Raw genomic sequence first — 21,319 nt, 5'->3', positions numbered from 1 at the left:
TCGACAGCGCAACATCATCGAGCGCATGTTCGGCTGGCTGAAAGAGAACCGCCGAATCGTCACGCGCTTCGACAAACAACTTATTCAGAACACCATCGTCAGCGCGCCAGATGAGCTTCGCGAGACATTACGAAAACTGACGCGAATGCAGTTGATTCGAATGCTGGCAGCGTCGCGGCCGGATTTATCTGACTACCGTCAGCTCGCGTCCGCATATCGAATAGCCCTAAAAACACTGGGCAGACGGTATCTGGAACTACATGATGAAATAGCCGATCTGGACGTTATGATTGCGGGCTTGGTTGACGATCTTGCGCCAGACTTGGTTTCTCGCAATGCCATCGGTTATGAGACAGCCGCTCAGCTTCTCCTGACAGCTGGAGACAACAGCGATCGCTTCCGCTCAGAATCTAGTTTCGCTGCCCTTTGTGGCGTCAGCCCTGTCCAGGCATCTTCAGGAAAGGTTAGCCGTCATCGCCTCAATCGAGGTGGCGACCGTGCTGCCAATAGCGCTTTGCACATCATCGCAATCGGGAGGCTGAGGACAGACGCTCGAACCCAGGCTTATGTCAGCAGGCGTATCGCGGAAGGCCACTCAAAGCTTGAGGCGATCCGATGCCTCAAGCGGTATATCGCGAGAGAAGTTTACGGCATCATCCAAAGCCGAAACCGCATCATCAACCAAGTCGCAATATCCACTTGACGTTTAGAAGGGCGTCCAAGGAAGCCAATACAGCAGCCGAAGCTTCCGTCAGCGGCTGTGGCGTTATCGCTTCAAGCAGAGCATGAGTTGGCGTGGAAACTGCCACGATAATGCACCGATGGAACGGTTGTTTCGCAGCCTGAAAACGGAATGGGTACCGACCGTGGGCTATATGAGTGCTTCGCTGGCACAGCAGGATATTGGTCGGTTTCTGATGCAGCGCTACAACTGGCAGCGACCGCATCAGTTCAACAGCGGGCTGGCGCCCGCTGTTGCCGAAGAAAAACTTAACGCAGTATCCGGGATTAGTTGACCACTACAATCCCAGCACTCACCCCAGAACCACCTCACCACAAAACACCCCCCGCCGTTCCTTGCGCCCAATATGCTGGTGCTTGCTCTCCTCGTACACCTTGGCAAACCGTGACTTATCCACAGCCGGGTACGCTTTCAGTGCGTCGTACACCAGCGCGTCGTACCGTGCTTCTGTGATGAAGCGATAAATTTCCCGGTGGTAGAAAAAGCCAAACTGAAAACCCAGGGTTTCGCTCAGGTTTTCGGGCGCTTTCAGGAAGCAGTTCTCAAGGTCGATGGCATGGGCAGGGGCGTCGCCGGTATTGGCGAGCATCACATTCGCGGCCCACAGGTCCATGTGGATGATGCCTTTGCTGTTCAGGGCTTGCAGCAATTCGAACGCTTTTGCAATGAGGTGTTCTACCCCATGAGGGTTGGCATTCACCCATTCCAGGCCATCGGTGTGGTCGGGCAGTAGCTCGGTGATGATGATCACGTCGTTTGCCAGCCCCACAGGCGAGCGGGTGTAGCCAAAGGCGATCAACGACGGCACGCGTACACCGCGCCGTTGGGCTTCAGCCGTGTTCATCAACTCTTCTATGGGCCAGTCATACATACCGCAGCGTTTGGCGCTGCCTCTGGCGATACGCATTTTTTTCTTGAAGGTGTCGATAGGCTGGCGTTTTGCGAACAGGCGGCAACCGCTGCTGAGTACCGGCGCACTCACGCGTTTGTCTTGGCGTGCCTGGTTTAGCAAATGTTTCATCGCATCAGCGACACGGGGCGTAATCGGCGTGCTGAAGTGCAGGGTCGAGCGCTGATGGGTGTAGGTAAAAGGGAAGTCCTTGACCAGTTGTTTCGCATCCCTGCCCACGTTTGAAGACCTATATCAAAATGCCATGTGACTGATGAACATAGCATTTTTAGGTTTTTTTACATTTTTTTTACATTTCCTTTACGAATTTTGCATTCGTTTGGGTGGGTGTCTGTTGAGGTATGCAGGCAAGGCTGGGGGCGAACGCGTTGTCGAATTTAGTAAAAAATCCTCGGCTTATCGCGTTTGACGCACGGCACTCAGGGGCTAGGTTTCAGGGGCAGCCAAGGAAAAGCTGCCTCAGCAAGCAAACGACCTAAGGAGTGTCACCTTATGCGCCATATGTACTTGTCCTCTCTGCTGTTAGCCCTGTTCGCGACCTTTTCATTGCCCGCTTCGGCGGCGCCAACGGCCCCGGCCCAGCCTGTCGCTCAGGTTGTTGTTGAGCAAAGCGTGGGTAAGGTTGATTTGAATAAAGCCAGTGCCGCTGCCCTGCAAAGTGAATTGACCGGTATCGGTAAAGCCAAGGCCGAGGCTATCGTCGCCTACCGTGAGGCTCACGGTGACTTTGCGTCGGTTGATGAGCTGCTGGAGGTCAAGGGTATTGGCAAAGCGCTGCTGGAGCGCAATCGCGATAAGTTGACGGTTAACTGATCGGGAGTGGGGCGGATGTGTCGGCGCGGCGTTGTGAGCGTTTGGCGCTGGGGAGGTGTTGCCTTCCATCGCGGGCAAGCCCGCTCCTACTTTTTGGACTGCCTCCGAGAAATTGGACACAAATCCATCCCTTGGTGGGCAGTCCATTTTTTCGGGCGGGCTCGGTCCCGCATGTTTAGCGGTCCTTGGCGTCTTTGGCGTCCATTTCGGCGTTGCGTTCGTGAATGCGCTTGAGCTGTTCTTCGGTCAGCGGCAGTTTTTGTGCGGTGTCGCGCAGCAGCATCAGGCCGCCTATGATGGAGCCAAGGGCAACCACCATGATCAACCAGGCATACCAAGGCATGGGGTGCTCCTTGTCCAGTGTTGGGTGTAGTACCTGAAGTATAAGAGGGCTAGCGGGTTGACGGCGAATTCGTCATCAGTGGGCCCCCTTGCGCCGCTGCATCGGCTACAATGCGCGCCGATTTCGACTTGCCAAGAGACTTGCCCATGTCCGTCTGCCAGACGCCTATTATCGTCGCCCTGGATTTCCCCTCCCGTGACGCCGCCTTGAAGCTGGCCGATCAGCTGGACCCTAGCCTGTGCCGGGTCAAAGTCGGTAAGGAGCTGTTCACCAGCAGCGCTTCGGGCATCGTCGAGAGCCTCTGTGAAAAAGGCTTCGAGGTGTTTCTCGACCTGAAATTCCACGACATTCCGAACACCACCGCCATGGCTGTCAAAGCGGCTGCCGAAATGGGCGTGTGGATGGTGAACGTGCATTGCTCCGGTGGCCTGCGCATGATGGCGGCCTGCCGTGACGTGCTGGCCCAGCGCAGCGGCCCTCAGCCGCTGCTGATTGGTGTTACCGTGCTCACCAGCATGGAGCGCGAAGACCTGGCCGGCATCGGTCTGGACATCGAGCCGCAAGAGCAGGTGCTGCGCCTGGCTGCGCTGGCCGAGAAGGCCGGTATGGACGGCCTGGTCTGCTCGGCTCTGGAAGCCCCGGCGCTGAAGGCAGCTCACCCGTCGCTGCAACTGGTCACCCCGGGTATCCGCCCTGCGGGCAGCGCTCAGGATGACCAGCGCCGTATCCTGACACCTCGTCAGGCGCTGGATGCCGGCTCCGACTACCTGGTGATCGGTCGTCCGATCAGCCAGGCCGCCGATCCAGCCAAGGCGCTGGCCGACGTGGTTGCCGAGATCAGGGCTTAAGCACCAGCTTGCCGAAATTTTCCCCGTTAAACAGCTTCAACAGGGTTTCGGGGAAGGTTTCCAGCCCTTCGACCACGTCCTCCCGGCTTTTCAGCATGCCGGTGGCCAGCCAGCCGGCGATTTCCTGCGCGGCGGCGGCAAACTGCGGGGCGTGGTCCATCACCACAAAGCCTTCCATCCGTGCCCGATTCACCAGTAGCGACAGGTAGTTGGCCGGCCCTTTGACCGCCTGCTTGTTGTTGTACTGGCTGATGGCGCCGCAAATCACCACTCGCGCCTTGAAGTTCAGGCGGCTGAGCACGGCATCCAGGATGTCGCCGCCAACATTGTCGAAGTAGATATCCACACCCTTGGGGCACTCGCGCTTGAGGCCTTCGAGGACGTCTTCGGTTTTGTAGTCAATGACGCCATCGAAGCCCAGCTCATCGATCAGGTAGCGGCATTTTTCCTGCCCACCGGCAATGCCGACCACGCGACACCCTTTGAGCTTGGCGATCTGCCCGGCGATGCTGCCAACCGCACCGGCCGCGCCGGATATCACCACGGTTTCACCGGCCTTGGGTGCGCCAACGTCCAGCAGGGCGAAGTAGGCGGTCATGCCGGTCATGCCCAGTGCCGACAGGTAGCGCGGCAGCGGTGCCAGCCGTGGGTCGATGGTGTAGAAGCCTTTGGGCTCCCCGAGGAAGTAGTCTTGTACGCCGAGTGCGCCGTTGACGTAGTCGCCCACGGCGAAGTCGGGGTGTTTCGAGGCGATCACTTCGCCAACGCCCAGGGCACGCATCACTTCACCGAGTGCCACCGGCGCAATGTACGACTTGCCCTCATTCATCCAGCCGCGCATGGCCGGGTCTAGTGACAGGTAGAGGTTTTTGACCAGCACCTGGCCGTCTGCCGGTTCGTCGACGGGCACCTGCTCAAAGGTGAAGTCATCCCGCGTCACGGCGCCCACTGGGCGTTTGGCGAGCAGGAAACGGCGGTTGTTCAAGGCGGGCATGGCGTCGTTCTCTAATGAAAAGGTCAAGCCTGTTCATAGCCCCTGCGGGCTTTATCGGCAAGGGTTAGCGTTTGGCGAAATACTCGATGATTGATCTGGGTGATTGAGCCTGAAGGGCTGTTTGCCGAATGTGGCCTGTCACGTACTGCGGGTATTTTCAGGCAGTAACCCAGGCATCTTCAGCGCGACCTTCAGGTTACTGAAAACGACGCACACCTAGCTTTTTGCCATTATTCCGACGCCAAAGGCTTGTGCGGCGGCTTGCGTGATTGCCACTCTGCGTCCTGGGGATTTTCCGGGGTTTCCGGGATGGCAGCAGGGGAGCGGGGCGCAATGAATTCGGCCAGCAAGGGTGGTTTTGCCAATTGGGGAATGGCTCGCAAGATGGGCCTTGGGTTTAGCCTGGTGTTGTTGTTGACGACGCTGGTAGCGGGGCTGGGTGTTGCCGCGTTGTTTGGAGTAGGCAAACGGTTCGATGGCCTCAAGCAAATGACTGCGGTCAACGATGCGTTGTTGCAGGTACGCCTGCGTGAGCAGACTTACGCGCTGACGTCCGATCCCAAGGCGGTTGAAGCCTTGCACCAAGGGGTGGAGGTTTTGCAGGCGCAGGCCCGCGAACTGCCGCAGCTGGCCAGCGCGAGTGTCGAGCCGTCACTGCTTGCCTATCGCCAGGCATTCGACCAGGTCGTCGAGTTGACTCAGGCCAAGGAGCTGGCGCTGGACATGGCCAATTGGTCGGTCTCCAGCGTGGCCAACAACCTTGACGTCTTGCAAGCCGGGCTCGCGGATGACGGCACCTGGACCCTGAAAGACTCGCAGGGCACGCGAGGGGCAGAGTTCGTTGAGCAGGCCGGTCAGGTCGCCCAGGTGGCGCGGCTGATGCTGCTGGCCATGGACGAGGCCCGGGTACGGCTGGAGCAGAGCCGCAAGGGCGCAGAGGACGTTCGTCAGGGGCGTATCGAGCAGGCGGAGCAAGCGGCAGCGCTGGTCGCGCAATTGAAGGGCAGTGTGCAGGATGCCGGTTACCAGGCCGTGCTCACGGAGGTGGCCACCCATATTGCCAGCTTTGGCGAGAAACTCGGCGAATACACCGACCTGCTGGCCCGCGAACAACAACTTAAACAGCAGCTGCAGCAGCGCGCCGAGCAGGTCATGGCGCAGGTCGATCAGGCGTCGACCGCCGAAGAAGCAGCCATGCAGGCTGAGCTTGGGCGCAACACCTGGCTGATTATTGCCGCTTCACTGTTGGCGCTGGTGGTGGGTGTTGTTGCCGCATGGTTGATTACGCGGGCAATCGTTGGGCCGTTGCGCCGGGTGATTGGCCGTGCCCAGCAGATCGCTGCTGGCGATTTGAGCGGCGACATTGCCGTTGATCGGCATGATGAGGTGGGCCAGTTGCTTCTGGCCATGCAGCAGATGGGCAGTGGCCTGGCGGGTATCGTCAGTGGGTTGCAGGTAGGTATCGAGCAGTTGGCCGGCAATGCTCAGTCGTTGTCGGCCGTCACCGAGCAGACTAACCGTGAGGTCAGCAGCCAGAAGGAGGAAACGGAACAGGTTGCCACGGCCATGCACCAGATGACCGCGACCGTTCACGATGTGGCCCGCAATGCCGAAGAAGCCGCTCAAGCGGCCCAGGCGGCGGATGACAAGGTTGAGAGCGGCCATCAGGTGGTGCGCCAGAGCATGCAGCGTATCGAGGCGTTGGCCAGTGCTTCCACGTCGGCCAGTGAAGGCATCGAGCGCTTGAGTGCCGAGGTGCAGAACATCGGCAAGGTGCTCGAGGTGATCAAGAGCGTGGCGGAGCAGACCAACCTGCTGGCGCTCAACGCGGCCATCGAAGCCGCACGGGCAGGCGAGCAGGGGCGTGGTTTTGCGGTGGTCGCGGATGAGGTGCGGGCACTGGCCAAGCGTACCCAGCAGTCCACCGAAGAAATCGAGCGGTTGGTCAGCAGCCTGCGCAGTAACGCCCAGGCTTCGGTTGAACAGATTCAGGGCAGTGGTGAGCTGGTCAAACTGGCCGTTGCCGATGCACTGCAGACGGAGAGTGCCTTGGGCAGTATTGCGGCTGCAGTGTCGTTGATTCAGCAGATGAATCAGCAGATTGCCGCCGCTGCCGAGCAGCAGAGTTCGGTGGCGGAGGAGATCAATCGTAGCGTCAGCAACATTCGCTGCAGTGCTGATCAGTCCGCGCTGGCCATGCAGGGCAATGCCAGTTCAAGTATTGAACTGGCACAGCTGGGCACCGAGTTGAAAGGGATGGTCGGGCACTTCCGCTTGTGAGGGCTGGTGCTGCCCACCTAAGGCCGCCGCGCTCAGGCGGCCTTGCGCCAGTTCAGAATCATTAGCGTCAGTACCCCAGCCACGATCCCCCAGAACGCCGAACCCACGGAAAACAGCGTGAAGCCCGAGGCGGTGACCATAAAGGTGATCAGTGCTGCTTCACGCTCCTTGGCTTCGTTCATGGCCACGGTCAACCCGTTCATGATCGAGCCAAACAGCGCCAGGGCGGCAATCGACAGCACCAGCTCCTTGGGCAGCGCCGCGAACAAGGCCGCCAGCGTCGCCCCGAATACCCCGGCAATACCGTAGAAAATCCCGCACCAGACGGCGGCGGTGTAGCGCTTGCTCGGGTCTTCGTGGGCATGCGGGCCGGTGCAGATGGCCGCGCTGATGGCGGCAAGGTTGATGCCGTGCGAGCCGAACGGTGCCAGCACCAGCGAGGCTAGGCCAGTAACCGTGATCAGTGGCGAGGCTGGCACTTGATAACCATCGGCGCGCAGCACAGCGATACCTGGCATGTTTTGCGACGTCATGGCGACGACAAACAGCGGGATACCAATGCTGATGGTGGCGGCGAGTGAGAAGGACGGGGTTGTCCACACCGGCGTTGCCACTTCCAGGCTGAAGCCGCTGAAGTCCAGCAGGCCAAGGGCGCCGGACAGCGCCGTACCCACCAGCAAGGCCGCGAGCACCGCATAGCGAGGCGAGAGGCGCTTGATCACCAGGTAGCTGAAGAACATCCCCAGTACCAGCAGGGTGCGGTGCTGGGCTGCAATGAAAATCTCGCTGCCGATCTTGAACAGAATGCCCGCCAGCAAGGCCGACGCCAGTGAGGCTGGGATTCGCTTGACCAAGCGCTCGAAGCTCCCGGTCAGGCCGCAGATCACCACCAGCACGGCGCAGGTGATGTAGGCACCGATGGCTTCGCCATAGTTGACGCCGCCCAGGCTGGTAATCAACAACGCTGCCCCCGGGGTTGACCAGGCGATGGTCACCGGTGTGCGGTAGCGTAACGACAGGCCGATGCTGCAAACCGCCATGCCAATCGACAGGGCCCAGATCCAGGAAGAAATTTGCCCGCTGCTAAGCCCAGCCGCCTGACCCGCCTGGAACATCAATACCAATGAACTGGTGTAGCCGGTGAGCATGGCGATAAAGCCGGCGACCACTGCGGAGGGTGAAGAGTCGGCCAGTGGGCGCAGGTGCGCAGAAGTGGCGTCGGTCATGCGGGCAGTCCTTGTTCGTGTGTAAGCAGATTTTTCAGACTAACCTGCACTACCGCGATGTTTGCAGTACAGCAATCGTTGCATTTGGCCGTACAGTCACCAACTATTGCAGACAGTTTCGTTTCAGCACTCAAAAGGGGAGGGGAAATGTACAAGGTCTATGGTGATTACCAGTCGGGCAACTGCTACAAGATCAAGCTGATGCTCCACCTGCTGAACCTGCCCTATGAGTGGCACCCCATCAACATCCTCAGTGGCGACACCGAGACCCCCGAGTTTCTTGCCAAGAACCCTAACGGCAAGGTGCCGGTGCTGGAGCTTGAGGACGGCACCTGCCTGTGGGAGTCCAACGCCATTTTGAACTTCCTCGCGGACGGTACGGAGTATTTGCCCACCGAGCCGCGCCTGCGAACCCAGGTGCTGCAATGGCAGTTTTTCGAGCAGTACAGCCATGAGCCTTACCTGGCCGTGGCGCGTTTCATCCAGTTCTACCTGAGGCTGCCTGAAGACCGGCTGGACGAGTACAAGAAGCTGCAAAAAGGCGGGCACAAGGCCTTGCGGGTGATGGAGAAGCAGCTGCAGCTAACGCCTTATCTGGTGGGCGATGAGTATTCGATTGCCGACGTGGCCTTGTATGCCTACACCCATGTCGCCCATGAAGGCGGCTTCGACCTTTCTGGTTACCCGGCGATCCAGGCATGGCTCAAGCGCGTGGCCAGCCATCCACGCCATGTGACCATGCTGGGCTAACTATCCTGAAGTCGCGGCGCCTGCCTCGGTGGGCCGCGCAGGGCATGTGGGTTTTCTGTTGGAGCTGGCTTGCCTGCGATGGCCTCGGCGGGGTGCCAGTGAGTGCGCGGCGTTTGCATCGCGGGCAAGCCCGGCTCCTACAGCTGGCGCGGGGCCTGTTGGAGCTGGCTTGCCTGCGATGGCGTCGGTGGGGTGACCGTGAGTACGCGGCGCCTACAGGTTGCATTTTCTGTTGGAGCTGGCTTGCCTGCGATGGCGTCAGCGGGGTGCCCGTGAGTTCGCGGCGTTTGCATCGCGGGCAAGCCCGGCTCCTACAGGTTGCGCGGGCTCTGTTGGAGCAGGCTTGCCTGCGATGGCGTCGGCGGGGTGCCCGTGAGTACGCGGCGTCTGCATCGCGGGCAAGCCCGGCTCCTACAGCTGGCGCGGGCTCTGTTGGAGCAGGTTGGCCTGCGATGGCGTCGGTGGGGTGTCAGTGAGCTCGCGGCGTCTGCATCGCGGGCAAGCCCGGCTCCTACAGCTGGCGCGGGGCCTGTTGGAGCTGGCTTGCCTGCGATGGCGTCGGCGGGGTGCCCGTGAGTACGCGGCGTCTGCATCGCGGGCAAGCCCGGCTCCTACAGCTGGCGCGGGCTCTGTTGGAGCAGGTTGGCCTGCGATGGCGTCGGTGGGGTGTCAGTGAGCTCGCGGCGTCTGCATCGCGGGCAAGCCCGGCTCCTACAGCTGGCGCGGGGTCTGTTGGAGCTGGCTTGCCTGCGATGGCGTCGGCGCGGTGACAGTGAGTTCGCGGTGTCTGCATCGCGGGCAAGCCCGGCTCCTACAGGTTGCGCGGGCTCTGTTGGAGCTGGTTGGCCTGCGATGGCGTCGGTGGGGTGTCAGTGGGTTCGCGGTGTTTGCATCGCGGGCAAGCCCGGCTCCTACAGGTTACGTGGGGTCTGTTGGAGCTGGCTTGCCTGCGATGGCGTCGGCGCGGTGACAGTGAGTTCGCGGCGTTTGCATCGCGGGCAAGCCCGGCTCCTACAGGTTACGTGGGGTCTGTTGGAGCTGGCTTGCCTGCGATGGCTTCGGCGGGGTGTCAGTGGGTTCGCGGTGGCTGCATCGCGGGCAAGACCCGCTCCTACAGCTTTGCGCGGGCTCTGTTGGAGCAGGCTTGCCTGCGATGGCGTCGGTGGGGTGTCAGCGAGTTCGCGGCGTTTGCATCGCGGGCAAGCCCGGCTCCTACAGGTTACGTGGGGTCTGTTGGAGCTGGCTTGCCTGCGATGGCGTCGCCTCAGGCTGCTGAGAAGCGCTGATCCAGGTACGCGATGATCGCCTTGGATTCATACATCCAGGTGGTCTTGCCGTCTTCTTCGATGCGCAGGCACGGTACTTTGATCTTGCCGCCACCTTCCAGCAGGGCCTGGCGATGCTGTTCGTCGTTCTTTGCATCACGCAGGGCCACTGGCACGTTGAGGCGGTGCAGGGTGCGGCGGGTTTTCACGCAGAAAGGGCAGGCGTGGAACTGATACAGGCTCAGGCCTTTTGCATGCTGTTCGATCTTGGCTTGTGCGGCCGGGTCACGCTTGAGTTTGCGCGGGCGGGTGATCAGGTCGAGAACGACGATCAGTTGGCCGAGGCCAATGCGAAGGGCTTTGACGATCATGACGGCATCTCACAATAAAAAGCCGACCCCGTGAGGTCGGCTTGAAGGTGTACAACCGATCACTTGATCAGGTTGAGGAACTCGCTGCGGGTGGCGGCATTTTCGCGGAACTCACCCAGCATCACCGAGGTGACCATGGACGAGTTCTGCTTTTCTACGCCGCGCATCATCATGCACATGTGCTTGGCTTCAATGACCACGGCCACGCCGAGGGCGCCAGTCACTTGCTGGACAGCATCGGCGATCTGGCGGCTGAGGTTTTCCTGGATCTGCAGGCGGCGGGCATACATGTCGACGATACGCGCGACTTTCGACAGGCCCAGCACCTTGCCAGATGGGATGTAGGCAACATGCGCCTTGCCGATGAACGGCAGCAGGTGGTGCTCGCACAGCGAGTACAGCTCGATGTCCTTGACCAGGACCATTTCGCTGTTGTCGGAGCTGAACAGCGCTCCGTTGGTCACCTCTTCCAGGGTTTGGGAATAACCGCGGCAAAGGTACTGCATGGCCTTCGCGGCACGCTTGGGCGTGTCGAGCAGGCCCTCGCGGGAGACATCCTCGCCCAGTTGGCCGAGGATCGCGGTGTAGTTCTGTTCCAGGGACATGGATCTACCTGTGGGGAATAATCGCAAACGCGAAGGGTACGGCGGCGGCGGCGGCGCTGCAAGCACAGCTTACTCGTCGCGTCCTTCGAGCATGGTACGTTTGAGCATGACATACACCGCGCCAGTGCCGCCGTGACGGGCCTGGCAGGAGGTGAAACCCAGCACCTGCGGATGTTGACGCAGCCAGGTGTTGACGTGGCTCTTGATCATTGGCCGTTTGCCATCCAGGCGTACCGCCTTGCCGTGGGTGACCCGTACACAGCGCACCTCGAAGCGGGTGGCTTCGGCGAGGAAGTCCCAGAGGGTTTCCCGGGCTTTTTCCACGCTCATGCCATGCAGGTCGAGGCTGCCCTCAAAGGCGATCTGCCCAAGCTTGAGCTTGCGCATCTGGCTTTCCTGGACACCGTCACGGCTCCAGTGCAGGTCATCTTCCGGGCCGACATCGATCACGAACTGGTCGGAAAGCCCGTCGACTATTGTCTGGTCGCTGCGCACGGTTGCGGCTTGGCGCAGGCCGGCCAATTGCTTGCGGTCGGCCTTGGGTTTGCCAATCTCTGCGCGATCATGCTTGATCGGCTTGACGCCGCGCACTTCGCTCTTGAACAGGGAAAAATCGTCGTCTTGCATGTAAGCCTCCGCCTGGGCGGCGCAGTTTACGCGACTCCCCGCGTCTCGTTAATTCAATCGTGCTTTTTCATCAAGTGTGGTGCCAGGTTGAGTTCCCGGCCACGCCGCAGCCGTGCCCGGCAACGGCGCCACAGCCATACGCCCAGCCACAGCAGCAACACGCCCGCGCCGACGATGACAGCCGCCGCGGCACGGTTGTTGGCCAGCTCGCCCAAGGCGGGTGCATGGCCAAACAGGCTGGCGGTGCCAGCCATCGCCAGCAGTACGCCAAGGGTCGCCAGCAGGGCCGAAAAGGCAGCCGCAAAACGCATTGACCAATTACGCGGTTCGCGTGAGCGAAGGCGCTTGGCGTCGAAACCATCGGATAACTTCATTCCGATTTCCTCTATGGATATCGGGCCTTCGACCTGAAAGTACCGATGTGGTTCCGCCAGCTGTCAGGTCAAATCAGGCTAGCGACTTGGGTCACGCAGGCAAAGTTGTCGGCCATGATCGCCATTTCACTTTGCTGGATCTGCGCTGCGGGTATCACGCCGCCCTTGAAGGGCAGGTCGCGGGTGGTGCAGGCGTCTTCGACCAGGGTGCAGCGGTAGCCGTAGTCCTTGGCCCGACGTACGGTGGTGCTGACGCTGGAGTGGCTCATGAAGCCGCAGACAATCAGGTCCAGATGACCGAGTTTCTGCAGTTCCTCATGAAGCTTGGTGTTCTTGAACGCGTTAGGCATGCGTTTTTCGATGATGACTTCATCGCCCTGTGGCTCGAGGCCGGGGATGAACTCGCCACGTTCGCCCTGTGGGTCGAACAGGCCGCCAACCGTACCGAGGTGGCGTACGTGAATCACTGGTCGGCCGGCCTTGCGCGCCGCGTCGAGCAGTTTGCCGATGTTGGCCACGGCTTCGTCCATGCCTGACAGCGCCAGAGGACCACTCAGGTACTCTTTCTGCGCATCGATAATCACCAGGCTGGCGTTACTCAGCTTGGCCGGCGGATAACCGCGACCGCTGAGGTGGAACATCGTCATTGGAACGGACATCAGGGGCTCCTTTGGATAGGGCTTTTCGCCTATTCTCCCCTGCTTGGACGCAGATGTGAATCGCTTAGCGTACAAGCGGCGTGGTTAGTGGCCTGCAGCCATGTTGGCCAATCGCTTAAAACGTCATGGGCAGCCATATTCCTGGCCAGGCTGTTAGAATCGCCGGTCGTTTCTCTAGGAGTCTACCGTGACCACTTCCCGCCTGCGCACCCTGCGCGACCATATTCGTTGGGCTGTCAGCCGTTTTCACGAGAAGGAGCTGTTCTTCGGCCATGGCGCCGACAACGCCTGGGACGAGGCGCGCCTGCTGGTGCTGGGCGCAGTTCACCTGCCATGGGAAGTGGCCGACAGCTACCTTGACTGCCGCCTCGAAGACGAGGAAGTAGCGCACCTTCAGGCTCTGCTCAAGCGTCGTATCGAAGACCGCGTTCCGACGGCTTACCTGTTGGGTGAGGCGTGGTTCTGCGGTATGTCGTTCATCGTCGACGAGCGTGTACTGATTCCGCGCTCACCCATTGGCGAGTTGATCGAAAAGCGTTTCGAGCCGTGGTTGGCGGCAGAGCCGCAGCGCATTCTTGACCTGTGCACCGGCTCTGGCTGCATTGGTATCGTCAGTGCCGAAGTGTTCCCGGACGCTGAAGTGGTGCTGGCCGACCTGTCCTTCGAGGCATTGGAAGTCGCCAATCAGAACATCGAGCGTCATGGCCTGGAAGAGCGCGTCTTTACGGTTCAGGGCGATGGCTTCGAGGGGCTGCCGGGTCAGCGTTTCGACCTGATCCTGTCCAACCCGCCGTATGTCGATGCCGAAGACTTCGCCGACATGCCTCAGGAGTACCACCATGAGCCGGAGCTGGGCCTTGCCTGTGGCGACGATGGCCTGGACCTGGTCCGGCGGATGCTGGCTGAAGCGGCGGATCACCTGACCGAGAAGGGCTTGTTGATTGTCGAAGTGGGCAACAGCCAGGTGCACCTGTCGGCCTTGTACCCCGAGGTGGATTTTGCCTGGCTGGACTTCGAGCGCGGTGGTCACGGCGTATTCATGCTGACGGCGCAGCAGTGCCGTGAGCATCAGGCGCTGTTTGCTTCGCGGGTGTAAGCGCTAACGGCGTCTGTATCGTTGGCAAGCCAAACCCCACAAGTACGGTGGGGCGCTTGCCAGCGATAGCACCTGCAGGTTGTCAGCGTTGGGTTGCAATCCAGATCAGCAGCCCGGCCTGGAACACGGCGAAGGCGACCAGGCAGGTGATGGTGAAGCGCAGGCCGCTGTCCTCGCGCTTGTATTTGTTCACGCGCTCGTCCCGCTCACGCAGTTGCGTTTCTTTTTCCTGCAGGGTCTGTTCGGCCTGCTGGAGCATGCCCGCAGCCTCGATGATCTCGACCTGTTGGACCTTCTCGTTGTTCCAGCCACCCTTGAGCTCACCCACCTGCACTTCCAGGTAGCGCCCCTTCATGTGCTGGACATCGGCGTACTCGACCTCCAGCCCGACGTTTTTCAGCACATGGTCACGGCGTTGGCGGGTGTCTTCGTTCAGCGCGTCCTTGCTCGGGAGTGCCGCACCCTCGATCCGGTAGTGCGACCACTTTTGTTGTGCCCACTGCACCCCTTGAGCCAGCAGAAAACGTCCGAGGCCACGGTTCAGGGGCTCCATCTGCAGGCCACTGTCAGGGCCCAAGCTCACGTGGTGCGTCTCATGGTCGACGCGGATGTCCAGGCGATTCTGCTCCTTGCGCACTTTTTGCCCAGGCAGACGAATCTCCATGCGCAGCAGGCTGTGCGTCTTGCTGTGCCGTTCGGCATAGCCGTACTGGACGAAACGCAAGGGCCGCGCACCGGTGGCCCGGTCGGTCGGCAGTGGGGCCAGGCGCAGCATGCGAAAGTGCTCCGGCTTCAGGTCTTCCCACGGCAGCGGGGCAGGTTCTGGAGCGACCGTTTCGGCGCTTGCTTCGGGGGCATCCTGGGGTGGGACATCGGTCATCACGGCAATCCTCTTGTGCGCAGCAGGCTGGCCGTAATTTGGATGCCAGCACCGGCTTATCGGCAGGGTTGGCCTGGACTGGAGTGCATTTTTCCGGAACTTCTGCTCAAGCTGCCGGCAATCGACGAATAAACTCGACGATTCTCTCGCCCAGTGCGCTGGCCAGTGGCAGCGCCGGGTTGAGGTAGCTTTGCTGTTGCTGGTGCACGTCAGCCGGGGCGATCCGCAGCATATGGTTCATGCCCTCGATCAGTGCCAGTTCGGCATCGGGTTTGGCGGCCTTCAGGCGCAGGGCATCGTCGACACTGACCTGCACGTCATGGTTGCCTTGCACGATCAGCGCCGGGATTTTCAGACGGGCAAAGGTGGCTGCCGGGTCTTGCCGGAACAGTGAAATCAAATAGGGTTGAACGCTGGGGCGCAGAATGTCCTGCAAGGGCGGGGGCACGTCGCTCGATGTATGGCCGGCTTTGAGCTGGTCGATGATCGCCTGGGCCCGTGTTTGGTAACGATCAGGTACGCGCTCGGCAATCTGGGCATGCAGCACGTCATGCACCGGGCGCCCGCTGCCAGCCACTGAAATTACTGCACTGGCCCCGGCCGGTTCGGCCGCGAGGCTGGCGATCAATGCACCTTCGCTGTGGCCCAGCAGCACCAGTGGGCCGAAGCGTGGGTCGGCGTTGAGCGCACGGCCCCAGGCTACGGCATCGGCCACATAACCCTCGACGCTCAGGTCACGTTCGTCGGGTGTCGCCTCCAGGCTGGCGGCAACGCCACGTTTGTCATAGCGCACGCTGGCGATATTGTTGCGTGCGAGCAGCAGCGCCAGGCGCTTGAGGTTGTCGGTGTGAGCCCCGTTGGGGTTGTTGCCATCGCGGTCGGTCGGGCCTGAGCCGGCAATGATCAACACCACGGGCGGCGGTCGCTCGCTGCGGGGCAGCAGCAGGCTGCCGCGCAGGATGCCGGCGCCTGTATCGAGGTCCAGGGGCCGCTGTAGAACGCTGGGGGCCGCCGCTTGGGCGAGGCTGCTGAGGCACAGAAGAAGCAGGGTGAGGGCGCGTAACATTACAGGGCCGCTGCTGGAGAGATGAAAGTTGGACACACGCCGGGCTAGAAGGTTCGCCAACAGGGATGAACTCGCCGGTTAGCCTGCGTATACTGGCGGCCTTGTTCAAATCAGGCTGATTCGCGGAGCGTCCTGCATGTCCGGCAATACCTATGGCAAGCTGTTCACTGTCACCACCGCTGGCGAAAGCCATGGTCCGGCGTTGGTCGCCATTGTCGACGGCTGCCCGCCGGGCCTCGAGCTTTCGCTGGCTGACCTGCAACACGACCTGGACCGGCGCAAGCCTGGCACCAGCCGCCACACCACGCAACGCCAGGAAGACGACGAAGTCGAAATCCTCTCTGGCGTTTTCGAAGGCCGTACCACCGGCTGCGCAATTGGCCTGTTGATCCGCAACACCGACCAGAAGTCCAAAGACTACTCGGCGATCAAGGACCTGTTCCGCCCGGCGCATGCCGATTACACCTACCACCACAAGTACGGTGTACGTGACTACCGTGGCGGTGGCCGCAGCTCGGCGCGCGAAACCGCTATGCGGGTGGCCGCCGGTGCCATCGCCAAGAAGTACCTGGCCAGCCAGGGCATCACCATTCGTGGCTACATGAGCCAGTTGGGCCCGATTGAAATCCCCTTCAAGACCTGGGAGTCGGTTGAGCAGAACGCGTTCTTCAGCCCAGACCCGGACAAAGTGCCAGAGCTGGAAGCCTACATGGACCAGTTGCGTCGCGACCAGGACTCGGTCGGGGCGAAAATCACCGTTGTCGCCGAAGGCGTCATGCCTGGCCTGGGCGAGCCGATCTTTGATCGCCTGGACGCCGAGCTGGCTCATGCACTGATGAGCATCAACGCCGTCAAGGGTGTGGAGATCGGTGCGGGCTTCGCCAGCGTGGCCCAGCGCGGTACCGAACACCGCGACGAGCTCACCCCGGAAGGTTTCCTCAGCAACAACGCTGGCGGCATTCTGGGCGGTATCTCCTCGGGTCAGCCGATTGTCGCGCACCTGGCGCTCAAGCCAACGTCGAGCATTACCACCCCGGGTCGTTCGATCGATATCGACGGTAACCCGGTCGACGTCATCACCAAAGGGCGCCACGACCCTTGCGTAGGCATCCGTGCTACCCCGATTGCCGAGGCGATGATGGCCATCGTGCTGATGGACCACCTGCTGCGTCACCGTGGGCAGAATGCCGATGTGAAGGTCAGCACGCCGGTGCTGGGCCAGTTGTAATGCCCCGAGTGTTCGATCGCGCCATGGCCGCTTGAGCCGTGGCGCCGATTCCCTACTGGCGACTGTCCAGCTTCTATCTGTTCTATTTCGCCTTGCTCGGTTCGACAGCGCCATTCCTGGCGCTGTACTTCGATCACCTGGGGTTTTCCAGTGCGCGGATCGGCGAGCTGGTGGCCATCCCCATGTTGATGCGCTGCGTGGCGCCGAATCTGTGGGGCTGGCTGGGCGATCGCACCGGCCAGCGCCTGTTGATCGTGCGGCTTGGTGCGTTGTCGACGCTGGCGAGTTTTTCGCTGATCTTCATCGATAAGAGCTACGCCTGGCTGGCGTTGGTGATGGCCCTGCATGCGTTCTTCTGGCACGCGGTGCTGCCGCAGTTCGAGGTCATTACCCTGGCACACCTGCAGGGGCAGACCGCACGCTACAGCCAGGTCCGCTTGTGGGGTTCAATCGGCTTTATCCTGGCGGTTGCGGGGCTGGGCCGCTTGTTCGAATGGCTCAGCCTGGATATCTACCCGGTGGCGCTGGCAGTGATCATGGCCGGTATCGTCCTGGCCAGCCTGTGGGTGCCCAATGCACACCCGCCCGGGCAGCATGTGCGCGATGCTGGCGAGGGGTTTATCCGGCAATTGCTTCGCCCCGGCGTGCTGGCTTTTTATACCTGTGTGGCCCTGATGCAATTGAGCCATGGGCCGTATTACACCTTTCTGACCTTGCACCTTGAGCGCCTGGGGTACAGCCGTGGCACCATTGGCCTGCTCTGGTCGTTGGGCGTGGTGGCCGAGGTGCTGATGTTTCTGGCCATGAGCTGGATCATGGCGCGGGTGTCGTTGCGCCGGGTGCTGCTGGCCAGTTTCCTGTTGGCAGCGTTACGCTGGATGCTGCTGGGCGAGTACGCCGAGCACCTGGCCGTGTTGCTGGTCGCGCAGTTGATGCACGCGGCCACCTTCGGCAGTTTTCATGCTGCAGCCATCGCCTTCGTGCAGCGCAGCTTCGGGGCGCGCCAGCAAGGGCAGGGGCAGGCGTTGTATGCCGCATTGGCTGGCACCGGTGGCGCATTGGGTGCCTTGTACTCGGGCTACAGCTGGAATGCGTTGGGCCCCACTACAACCTTTAGTATTGCCAGCGTCGCTGCCGTGGCGGCAGCCGTTATCATTGCGACTCGAATGAAAGAGGACAGGGCATGAGCCTTACCCGTGAACAATTGGCCTTGGAAATCATCGAAGCCGGGCGCTTTCTCTATGGCCGTGGCTGGTCGCCGGCCACCAGCAGCAACTATTCCACCCGCCTGGCGGCGGATCAGGCGCTGTTGACGGTCTCCGGCAAGCACAAAGGTCAGCTGGGCGTGGACGATGTCCTGGCCACCGACCTCGCTGGCAATAGCCTGGAGCCGGGCAAGAAACCCTCGGCGGAAACCTTGCTGCATACCCAGTTGTACGCCTGGCGGGCAGACATCGGGGCCGTGCTGCATACCCACTCGGTCAATGCCACGGTGCTGTCACGAGTGACCGCTGGGGACTATCTGGTGTTCGAAGACTATGAACTGCAGAAAGCCTTCAGTGGTATCTCGACCCACGAGTCGACGGTGCAGGTGCCGATTTTCGAGAACGATCAGGACATCGCCCGCCTGGCGGCCAAGGTTCAGCCCTGGCTTGAGGCACACCCCGACTGCGTCGGCTACCTGATCCGTGGCCATGGCCTGTACACCTGGGGCCCGCGCATGAGTGACGCGTTGCGTCAGGTCGAAGCCTTCGAATTCCTCTTCGAGTGTGAATTGAAAGTGCGATCGGTTACCGGTCGTTGAGTCGCTACAACTAGGAGTTGCCCCTGATGAGCAGCCTGACCGTGTACCACCAGTCCACCCCGGACATCCCGAACAAGGTGCTGACCCACGTTGAGGACATCGCCTCGACCCTGGCAGAGCAGGGCGTGCGTTTCGAGCGTTGGGCCGCCAATGCGCCGATCCAGCCGGGCGCTAGCCAGGAAGAGGTGATTGCGGCCTACCAGGCCCAGATCGACAAGCTGATGACCGAGTGCGGCTACATCACCGTCGATGTGGTGAGCCTGAACAGTGATCACCCGCAGAAGGCCGAACTGCGTGCCAAGTTTCTGGATGAACACCGCCATGCGGAAGACGAAGTGCGCTTTTTCGTCGCCGGGCGAGGCCTGTTTACCCTGCACATCGACGAGTATGTCTACGCCGTGCTCTGCGAGAAGAACGACCTGATCTCGGTGCCGGCTGGCACCCCTCACTGGTTTGACATGGGCGAGAACCCGCATTTCGTTGCCATTCGCCTGTTCAACAACCCTGAAGGTTGGGTAGCGCAGTTCACCGGCGACAAAATCGCCGATCAATTCCCGCGTATCGACGACTGACCGGAGCCTGCATGACTATCAAAGCCATCCTCACCGACATTGAAGGCACTACCAGCGCGGTGAGTTTTGTCTTCGACGTGCTGTTTCCGTTCGCGGCCAGGCACCTGCCCGATTTTGTCCGTACCCATGCGGCTGAGCCTGCCGTGGCGGCCCAATTGCAGGCTGTGCGCACCGACAGCAATGAGCCCGCTGCTGACGTTGAGCGGGTAATTGAAATCTTGCTGCAGTGGATTGCTGAAGACCGCAAGGCCACGCCACTCAAGGCGTTGCAAGGCATGGTCTGGGCCGAGGGCTATCAGGCGGGGCTACTCAAGGGCCATGTCTACCCGGATGCGGTTGAAGCGCTCAAGCGCTGGCATCAGGAAGGCTATGCCCTGTACGTGTACTCCTCGGGCTCCATTCAGGCGCAGAAGCTGATTTTCGGCTGCTCTGAAGCCGGCGACCTGACCCCGTTGTTCAGCGGGTATTTCGACACGACGTCCGGTGGTAAACGCGAGGCGCAATCCTACCGCACCATCGCCCAGGCGATTGATTTGCCGGCAGAGCAGATCCTGTTCCTCTCGGACATCGTCGAAGAGCTGGATGCGGCTCAGCAGGCCGGCATGGCGACCTGCGGGCTGGTACGCCAGGGTGGGGAACTGGCGGGCCACAGCAATGTAGTCAGCTTCGCCTTGATCGACGTAAACCAGTTCTGACGCTTTGCATCACAGGCAAGCCTGCCTGTAGGAGCCGGGCTTGCCCGCGATGCAGCCACCGCGAACTCGCGGGCACCCCGCCGACGCCATCGCAGACAAGCCTGCCTGTAGGAGCGGGTCTTGCCCGCGATGCAGCCGCCGCGAACTCACTGACACCCCACCGACGCCATCGCAGGCAAGCCTGCCTGTAGGAGCCGGGCTTGCCCGCGATGCAGGCGCCGCGCACTCACGGACACCCCACCGACGCCATCGCAGGCAAGCCAGCTCCAACAGAGCCCGCGCAGCCTGTAGGAGCCGGGCTTGCCCGCGATGCAGCCACCGCGCACTCACGGACACCCCGCCGACGCCATCGCAGGCAAGCCAGCTCCAACAGAGACCGCGCAAGCTGTAGGAGCCGGGCTTGCCCGCGATGCAGCCACCGCGAACTCGCGGGTACCCCACCGACGCCATCGCAGGCAAGCCAGCTCCAACAGAGCCCGCGCAGCCTGTAGGAGCCGGGCGTGCCCGCGATGCAGACGCCGCGCACTCGCGGGCACTCCTGCGTACCAATAGATTTCTTCTGTTGCATCAATGCGTTATTCCGCTTTGACCCCTAGCCCGTGCTGGCCAAGACTTGGGCTTTTCCGGCAGCCAGGAGCCCCCCATGTCCGACCAACTCACTTGCGAACAACTGAACGACGAAGCCATTGCCTTTGCCGAGCAGGTTTTCGATTGCGCCCGTCAAGGTGATGCCGTTGTTCTTGAGCGCTTGTTGCAGCAGGGGCTGCCGGCCAATCTCTGCAACCACAAAGGCGACAGCCTGTTGATGCTTGCCAGCTACCATGGCCATGTCGAGGCGGTGCGTGTGTTGTTGCAGCACGGTGCCGATCCGCACGTCGCCAACAACAATGGCCAACTGCCGCTTGCCGGCGCCGCATTCAAGGGCGACCTGGCCATGGTGCAACTGCTGGTGGAGCAGGGCGCCAGCGTCGAGGCGGCGACGGCTGATGGTCGTACGGCATTGATGATGGCGGCGATGTTCAACCGAACCGCAATCGTGGACTATCTGCTGGCACAGGGGGCCGACCCCAAACGTGCAGATACCAAGGGCATGACTGCATTAGGCGCAGCCCAGGCCATGGGCGCACAGGACGCCGTGACGCAGTTGCAAGCGCTGGCCGGCTAACCCTCG

22 protein-coding genes and 3 pseudogenes are annotated in these 21,319 nt (G+C 61.3%); 14 read left to right on the top strand and 11 right to left on the bottom strand.

Annotation, left to right across the window (positions count from 1 at the left end):
• Nucleotides 1-64: 64 nt before the first annotated feature.
• Nucleotides 65-703 (top strand): annotated as a pseudogene (locus UIA24_RS18245) (transposase); the annotation flags it as partial.
• 16 nt (nt 704-719) lie between these two features.
• Nucleotides 720-1,016: pseudogene (locus UIA24_RS18240) on the top strand (integrase core domain-containing protein); the annotation flags it as partial.
• 18 nt (nt 1,017-1,034) lie between these two features.
• Here UIA24_RS18240 and UIA24_RS18235 read toward each other — a convergent pair.
• Nucleotides 1,035-1,871, bottom strand: coding sequence for a lipopolysaccharide kinase InaA family protein (locus UIA24_RS18235; protein ID WP_330523493.1), 837 nt, complete (start codon nt 1,869-1,871; stop codon nt 1,035-1,037).
• Nucleotides 1,872-2,144: 273 nt separating this feature from the next.
• Here UIA24_RS18235 and UIA24_RS18230 point away from each other — a divergent pair, with 273 nt between their 5' ends.
• Nucleotides 2,145-2,465, top strand: coding sequence for a ComEA family DNA-binding protein (locus tag UIA24_RS18230; protein WP_102053178.1), 321 nt, complete (start codon nt 2,145-2,147; stop codon nt 2,463-2,465).
• A gap of 175 nt (nt 2,466-2,640) precedes the next feature.
• Here UIA24_RS18230 and UIA24_RS18225 read toward each other — a convergent pair whose 3' ends face one another.
• On the bottom strand, nt 2,641-2,808 hold the full coding sequence (locus UIA24_RS18225) for a DUF2897 family protein (RefSeq protein ID WP_330523491.1): 168 nt from the start codon (nt 2,806-2,808) through the stop codon (nt 2,641-2,643).
• Between the two features lie 146 nt (nt 2,809-2,954).
• On the opposite strand from UIA24_RS18225, the gene pyrF reads away from it, so the two are divergent.
• Nucleotides 2,955-3,656, top strand: coding sequence for an orotidine-5'-phosphate decarboxylase (pyrF, locus tag UIA24_RS18220; RefSeq protein ID WP_065759864.1), 702 nt, complete (start codon nt 2,955-2,957; stop codon nt 3,654-3,656).
• On the opposite strand, the gene UIA24_RS18215 is transcribed toward pyrF, so the two are convergent.
• Nucleotides 3,646-4,650 (bottom strand): NADP-dependent oxidoreductase, encoded by a 1,005-nt coding sequence (locus UIA24_RS18215; protein ID WP_330523494.1) that lies wholly within the window; start codon nt 4,648-4,650, stop codon nt 3,646-3,648. The two genes, pyrF and UIA24_RS18215, sit on opposite strands and share 11 nt — an antisense overlap.
• A 309-nt stretch (nt 4,651-4,959) precedes the next feature.
• Between UIA24_RS18215 and UIA24_RS23355 the strand changes: the two are divergent.
• Together UIA24_RS23355 and UIA24_RS23350 are read left to right on the top strand one after the other, a co-directional pair.
• Nucleotides 4,960-6,063, top strand: a pseudogene (locus UIA24_RS23355) (HAMP domain-containing protein); the annotation flags it as partial.
• Nucleotides 6,058-6,930 carry a methyl-accepting chemotaxis protein gene (locus tag UIA24_RS23350; protein ID WP_371918270.1) on the top strand — a complete coding sequence of 291 codons (873 nt, stop codon included), beginning with the start codon at nt 6,058-6,060 and terminating at the stop codon, nt 6,928-6,930. The pseudogene UIA24_RS23355 and the gene UIA24_RS23350, both read left to right, overlap by 6 nt.
• A gap of 32 nt (nt 6,931-6,962) precedes the next feature.
• On the opposite strand, the gene UIA24_RS18205 is transcribed toward UIA24_RS23350, so the two are convergent.
• Nucleotides 6,963-8,156: a benzoate/H(+) symporter BenE family transporter gene (locus UIA24_RS18205; RefSeq protein ID WP_330523489.1), complete on the bottom strand. Its 1,194-nt coding sequence runs from the start codon at nt 8,154-8,156 to the stop codon at nt 6,963-6,965.
• Nucleotides 8,157-8,303: 147 nt separating this feature from the next.
• Here UIA24_RS18205 and UIA24_RS18200 point away from each other — a divergent pair, with 147 nt between their 5' ends.
• Nucleotides 8,304-8,906, top strand: a complete 603-nt coding sequence (locus UIA24_RS18200; protein ID WP_065759868.1) for a glutathione S-transferase family protein — start codon at nt 8,304-8,306, stop codon at nt 8,904-8,906.
• Between the two features lie 1,264 nt (nt 8,907-10,170).
• Here the strand turns inward: UIA24_RS18200 and UIA24_RS18195 are convergent.
• The 5 genes from UIA24_RS18195 to UIA24_RS18175 all read right to left on the bottom strand — a co-directional run bounded on the left by UIA24_RS18195 (nt 10,171) and on the right by UIA24_RS18175 (nt 12,807).
• Nucleotides 10,171-10,542, bottom strand: a complete 372-nt coding sequence (locus UIA24_RS18195) for a glutathione S-transferase N-terminal domain-containing protein (RefSeq protein WP_099775493.1) — start codon at nt 10,540-10,542, stop codon at nt 10,171-10,173.
• Between the two features lie 59 nt (nt 10,543-10,601).
• On the bottom strand, nt 10,602-11,147 hold the full coding sequence (gene folE, locus UIA24_RS18190) for a GTP cyclohydrolase I FolE (RefSeq protein ID WP_099775492.1): 546 nt from the start codon (nt 11,145-11,147) through the stop codon (nt 10,602-10,604).
• Nucleotides 11,148-11,216: 69 nt separating this feature from the next.
• Nucleotides 11,217-11,774 (bottom strand): Smr/MutS family protein, encoded by a 558-nt coding sequence (locus tag UIA24_RS18185; protein WP_065759871.1) that lies wholly within the window; start codon nt 11,772-11,774, stop codon nt 11,217-11,219.
• Between the two features lie 53 nt (nt 11,775-11,827).
• On the bottom strand, nt 11,828-12,148 hold the full coding sequence (locus UIA24_RS18180) for a hypothetical protein (protein WP_065759872.1): 321 nt from the start codon (nt 12,146-12,148) through the stop codon (nt 11,828-11,830).
• Between the two features lie 68 nt (nt 12,149-12,216).
• Nucleotides 12,217-12,807 (bottom strand): cysteine hydrolase family protein, encoded by a 591-nt coding sequence (locus tag UIA24_RS18175; protein ID WP_065759873.1) that lies wholly within the window; start codon nt 12,805-12,807, stop codon nt 12,217-12,219.
• 187 nt (nt 12,808-12,994) lie between these two features.
• On the opposite strand from UIA24_RS18175, the gene prmB reads away from it, so the two are divergent.
• A complete protein-coding gene (prmB, locus tag UIA24_RS18170; RefSeq protein ID WP_065759874.1) occupies nt 12,995-13,903 on the top strand; it encodes a 50S ribosomal protein L3 N(5)-glutamine methyltransferase in 909 nt (302 codons plus the stop codon).
• An 82-nt stretch (nt 13,904-13,985) separates the two neighbouring features.
• On the opposite strand, the gene UIA24_RS18165 is transcribed toward prmB, so the two are convergent.
• Nucleotides 13,986-14,783: a hypothetical protein gene (locus UIA24_RS18165; RefSeq protein ID WP_330523486.1), complete on the bottom strand. Its 798-nt coding sequence runs from the start codon at nt 14,781-14,783 to the stop codon at nt 13,986-13,988.
• Between the two features lie 106 nt (nt 14,784-14,889).
• Entirely contained in the window at nt 14,890-15,849 is a 960-nt protein-coding gene (locus tag UIA24_RS18160; RefSeq protein WP_330523484.1) for an alpha/beta hydrolase, read from the bottom strand.
• 136 nt (nt 15,850-15,985) lie between these two features.
• Between UIA24_RS18160 and aroC the strand changes: the two genes are divergently transcribed.
• The 6 genes from aroC to UIA24_RS18130 all read left to right on the top strand — a co-directional run bounded on the left by aroC (nt 15,986) and on the right by UIA24_RS18130 (nt 21,313).
• Nucleotides 15,986-17,077, top strand: coding sequence for a chorismate synthase (gene aroC / locus UIA24_RS18155; RefSeq protein ID WP_065759877.1), 1,092 nt, complete (start codon nt 15,986-15,988; stop codon nt 17,075-17,077).
• 38 nt (nt 17,078-17,115) lie between these two features.
• Nucleotides 17,116-18,264, top strand: a complete 1,149-nt coding sequence (locus tag UIA24_RS18150) for an MFS transporter (RefSeq protein ID WP_330523483.1) — start codon at nt 17,116-17,118, stop codon at nt 18,262-18,264.
• Nucleotides 18,261-18,881, top strand: a complete 621-nt coding sequence (locus tag UIA24_RS18145) for a methylthioribulose 1-phosphate dehydratase (protein ID WP_102053189.1) — start codon at nt 18,261-18,263, stop codon at nt 18,879-18,881. Before UIA24_RS18150 ends, UIA24_RS18145 begins: the two co-directional genes overlap by 4 nt.
• A 26-nt stretch (nt 18,882-18,907) precedes the next feature.
• Nucleotides 18,908-19,453 (top strand): 1,2-dihydroxy-3-keto-5-methylthiopentene dioxygenase, encoded by a 546-nt coding sequence (locus UIA24_RS18140; RefSeq protein ID WP_065759880.1) that lies wholly within the window; start codon nt 18,908-18,910, stop codon nt 19,451-19,453.
• An 11-nt stretch (nt 19,454-19,464) separates the two neighbouring features.
• Nucleotides 19,465-20,148, top strand: a complete 684-nt coding sequence (mtnC, locus tag UIA24_RS18135; protein WP_065759881.1) for an acireductone synthase — start codon at nt 19,465-19,467, stop codon at nt 20,146-20,148.
• A 643-nt stretch (nt 20,149-20,791) separates the two neighbouring features.
• The gene (locus tag UIA24_RS18130; RefSeq protein ID WP_330523482.1) at nt 20,792-21,313 is read left to right on the top strand and encodes an ankyrin repeat domain-containing protein; all 522 of its coding nucleotides are present in this window, start codon (nt 20,792-20,794) and stop codon (nt 21,311-21,313) included.
• The last annotated feature ends 6 nt before the right edge of the window (nt 21,314-21,319 follow it).

Origin of the sequence: Pseudomonas sp. AL 58 (genome assembly GCF_036348395.1) — a bacterium.
Lineage (GTDB): Bacteria > Pseudomonadota > Gammaproteobacteria > Pseudomonadales > Pseudomonadaceae > Aquipseudomonas > Aquipseudomonas defluvii.
Note: the sequence above shows the minus strand (reverse complement) of the source record. Positions and strands in the feature narration are given on the sequence as shown.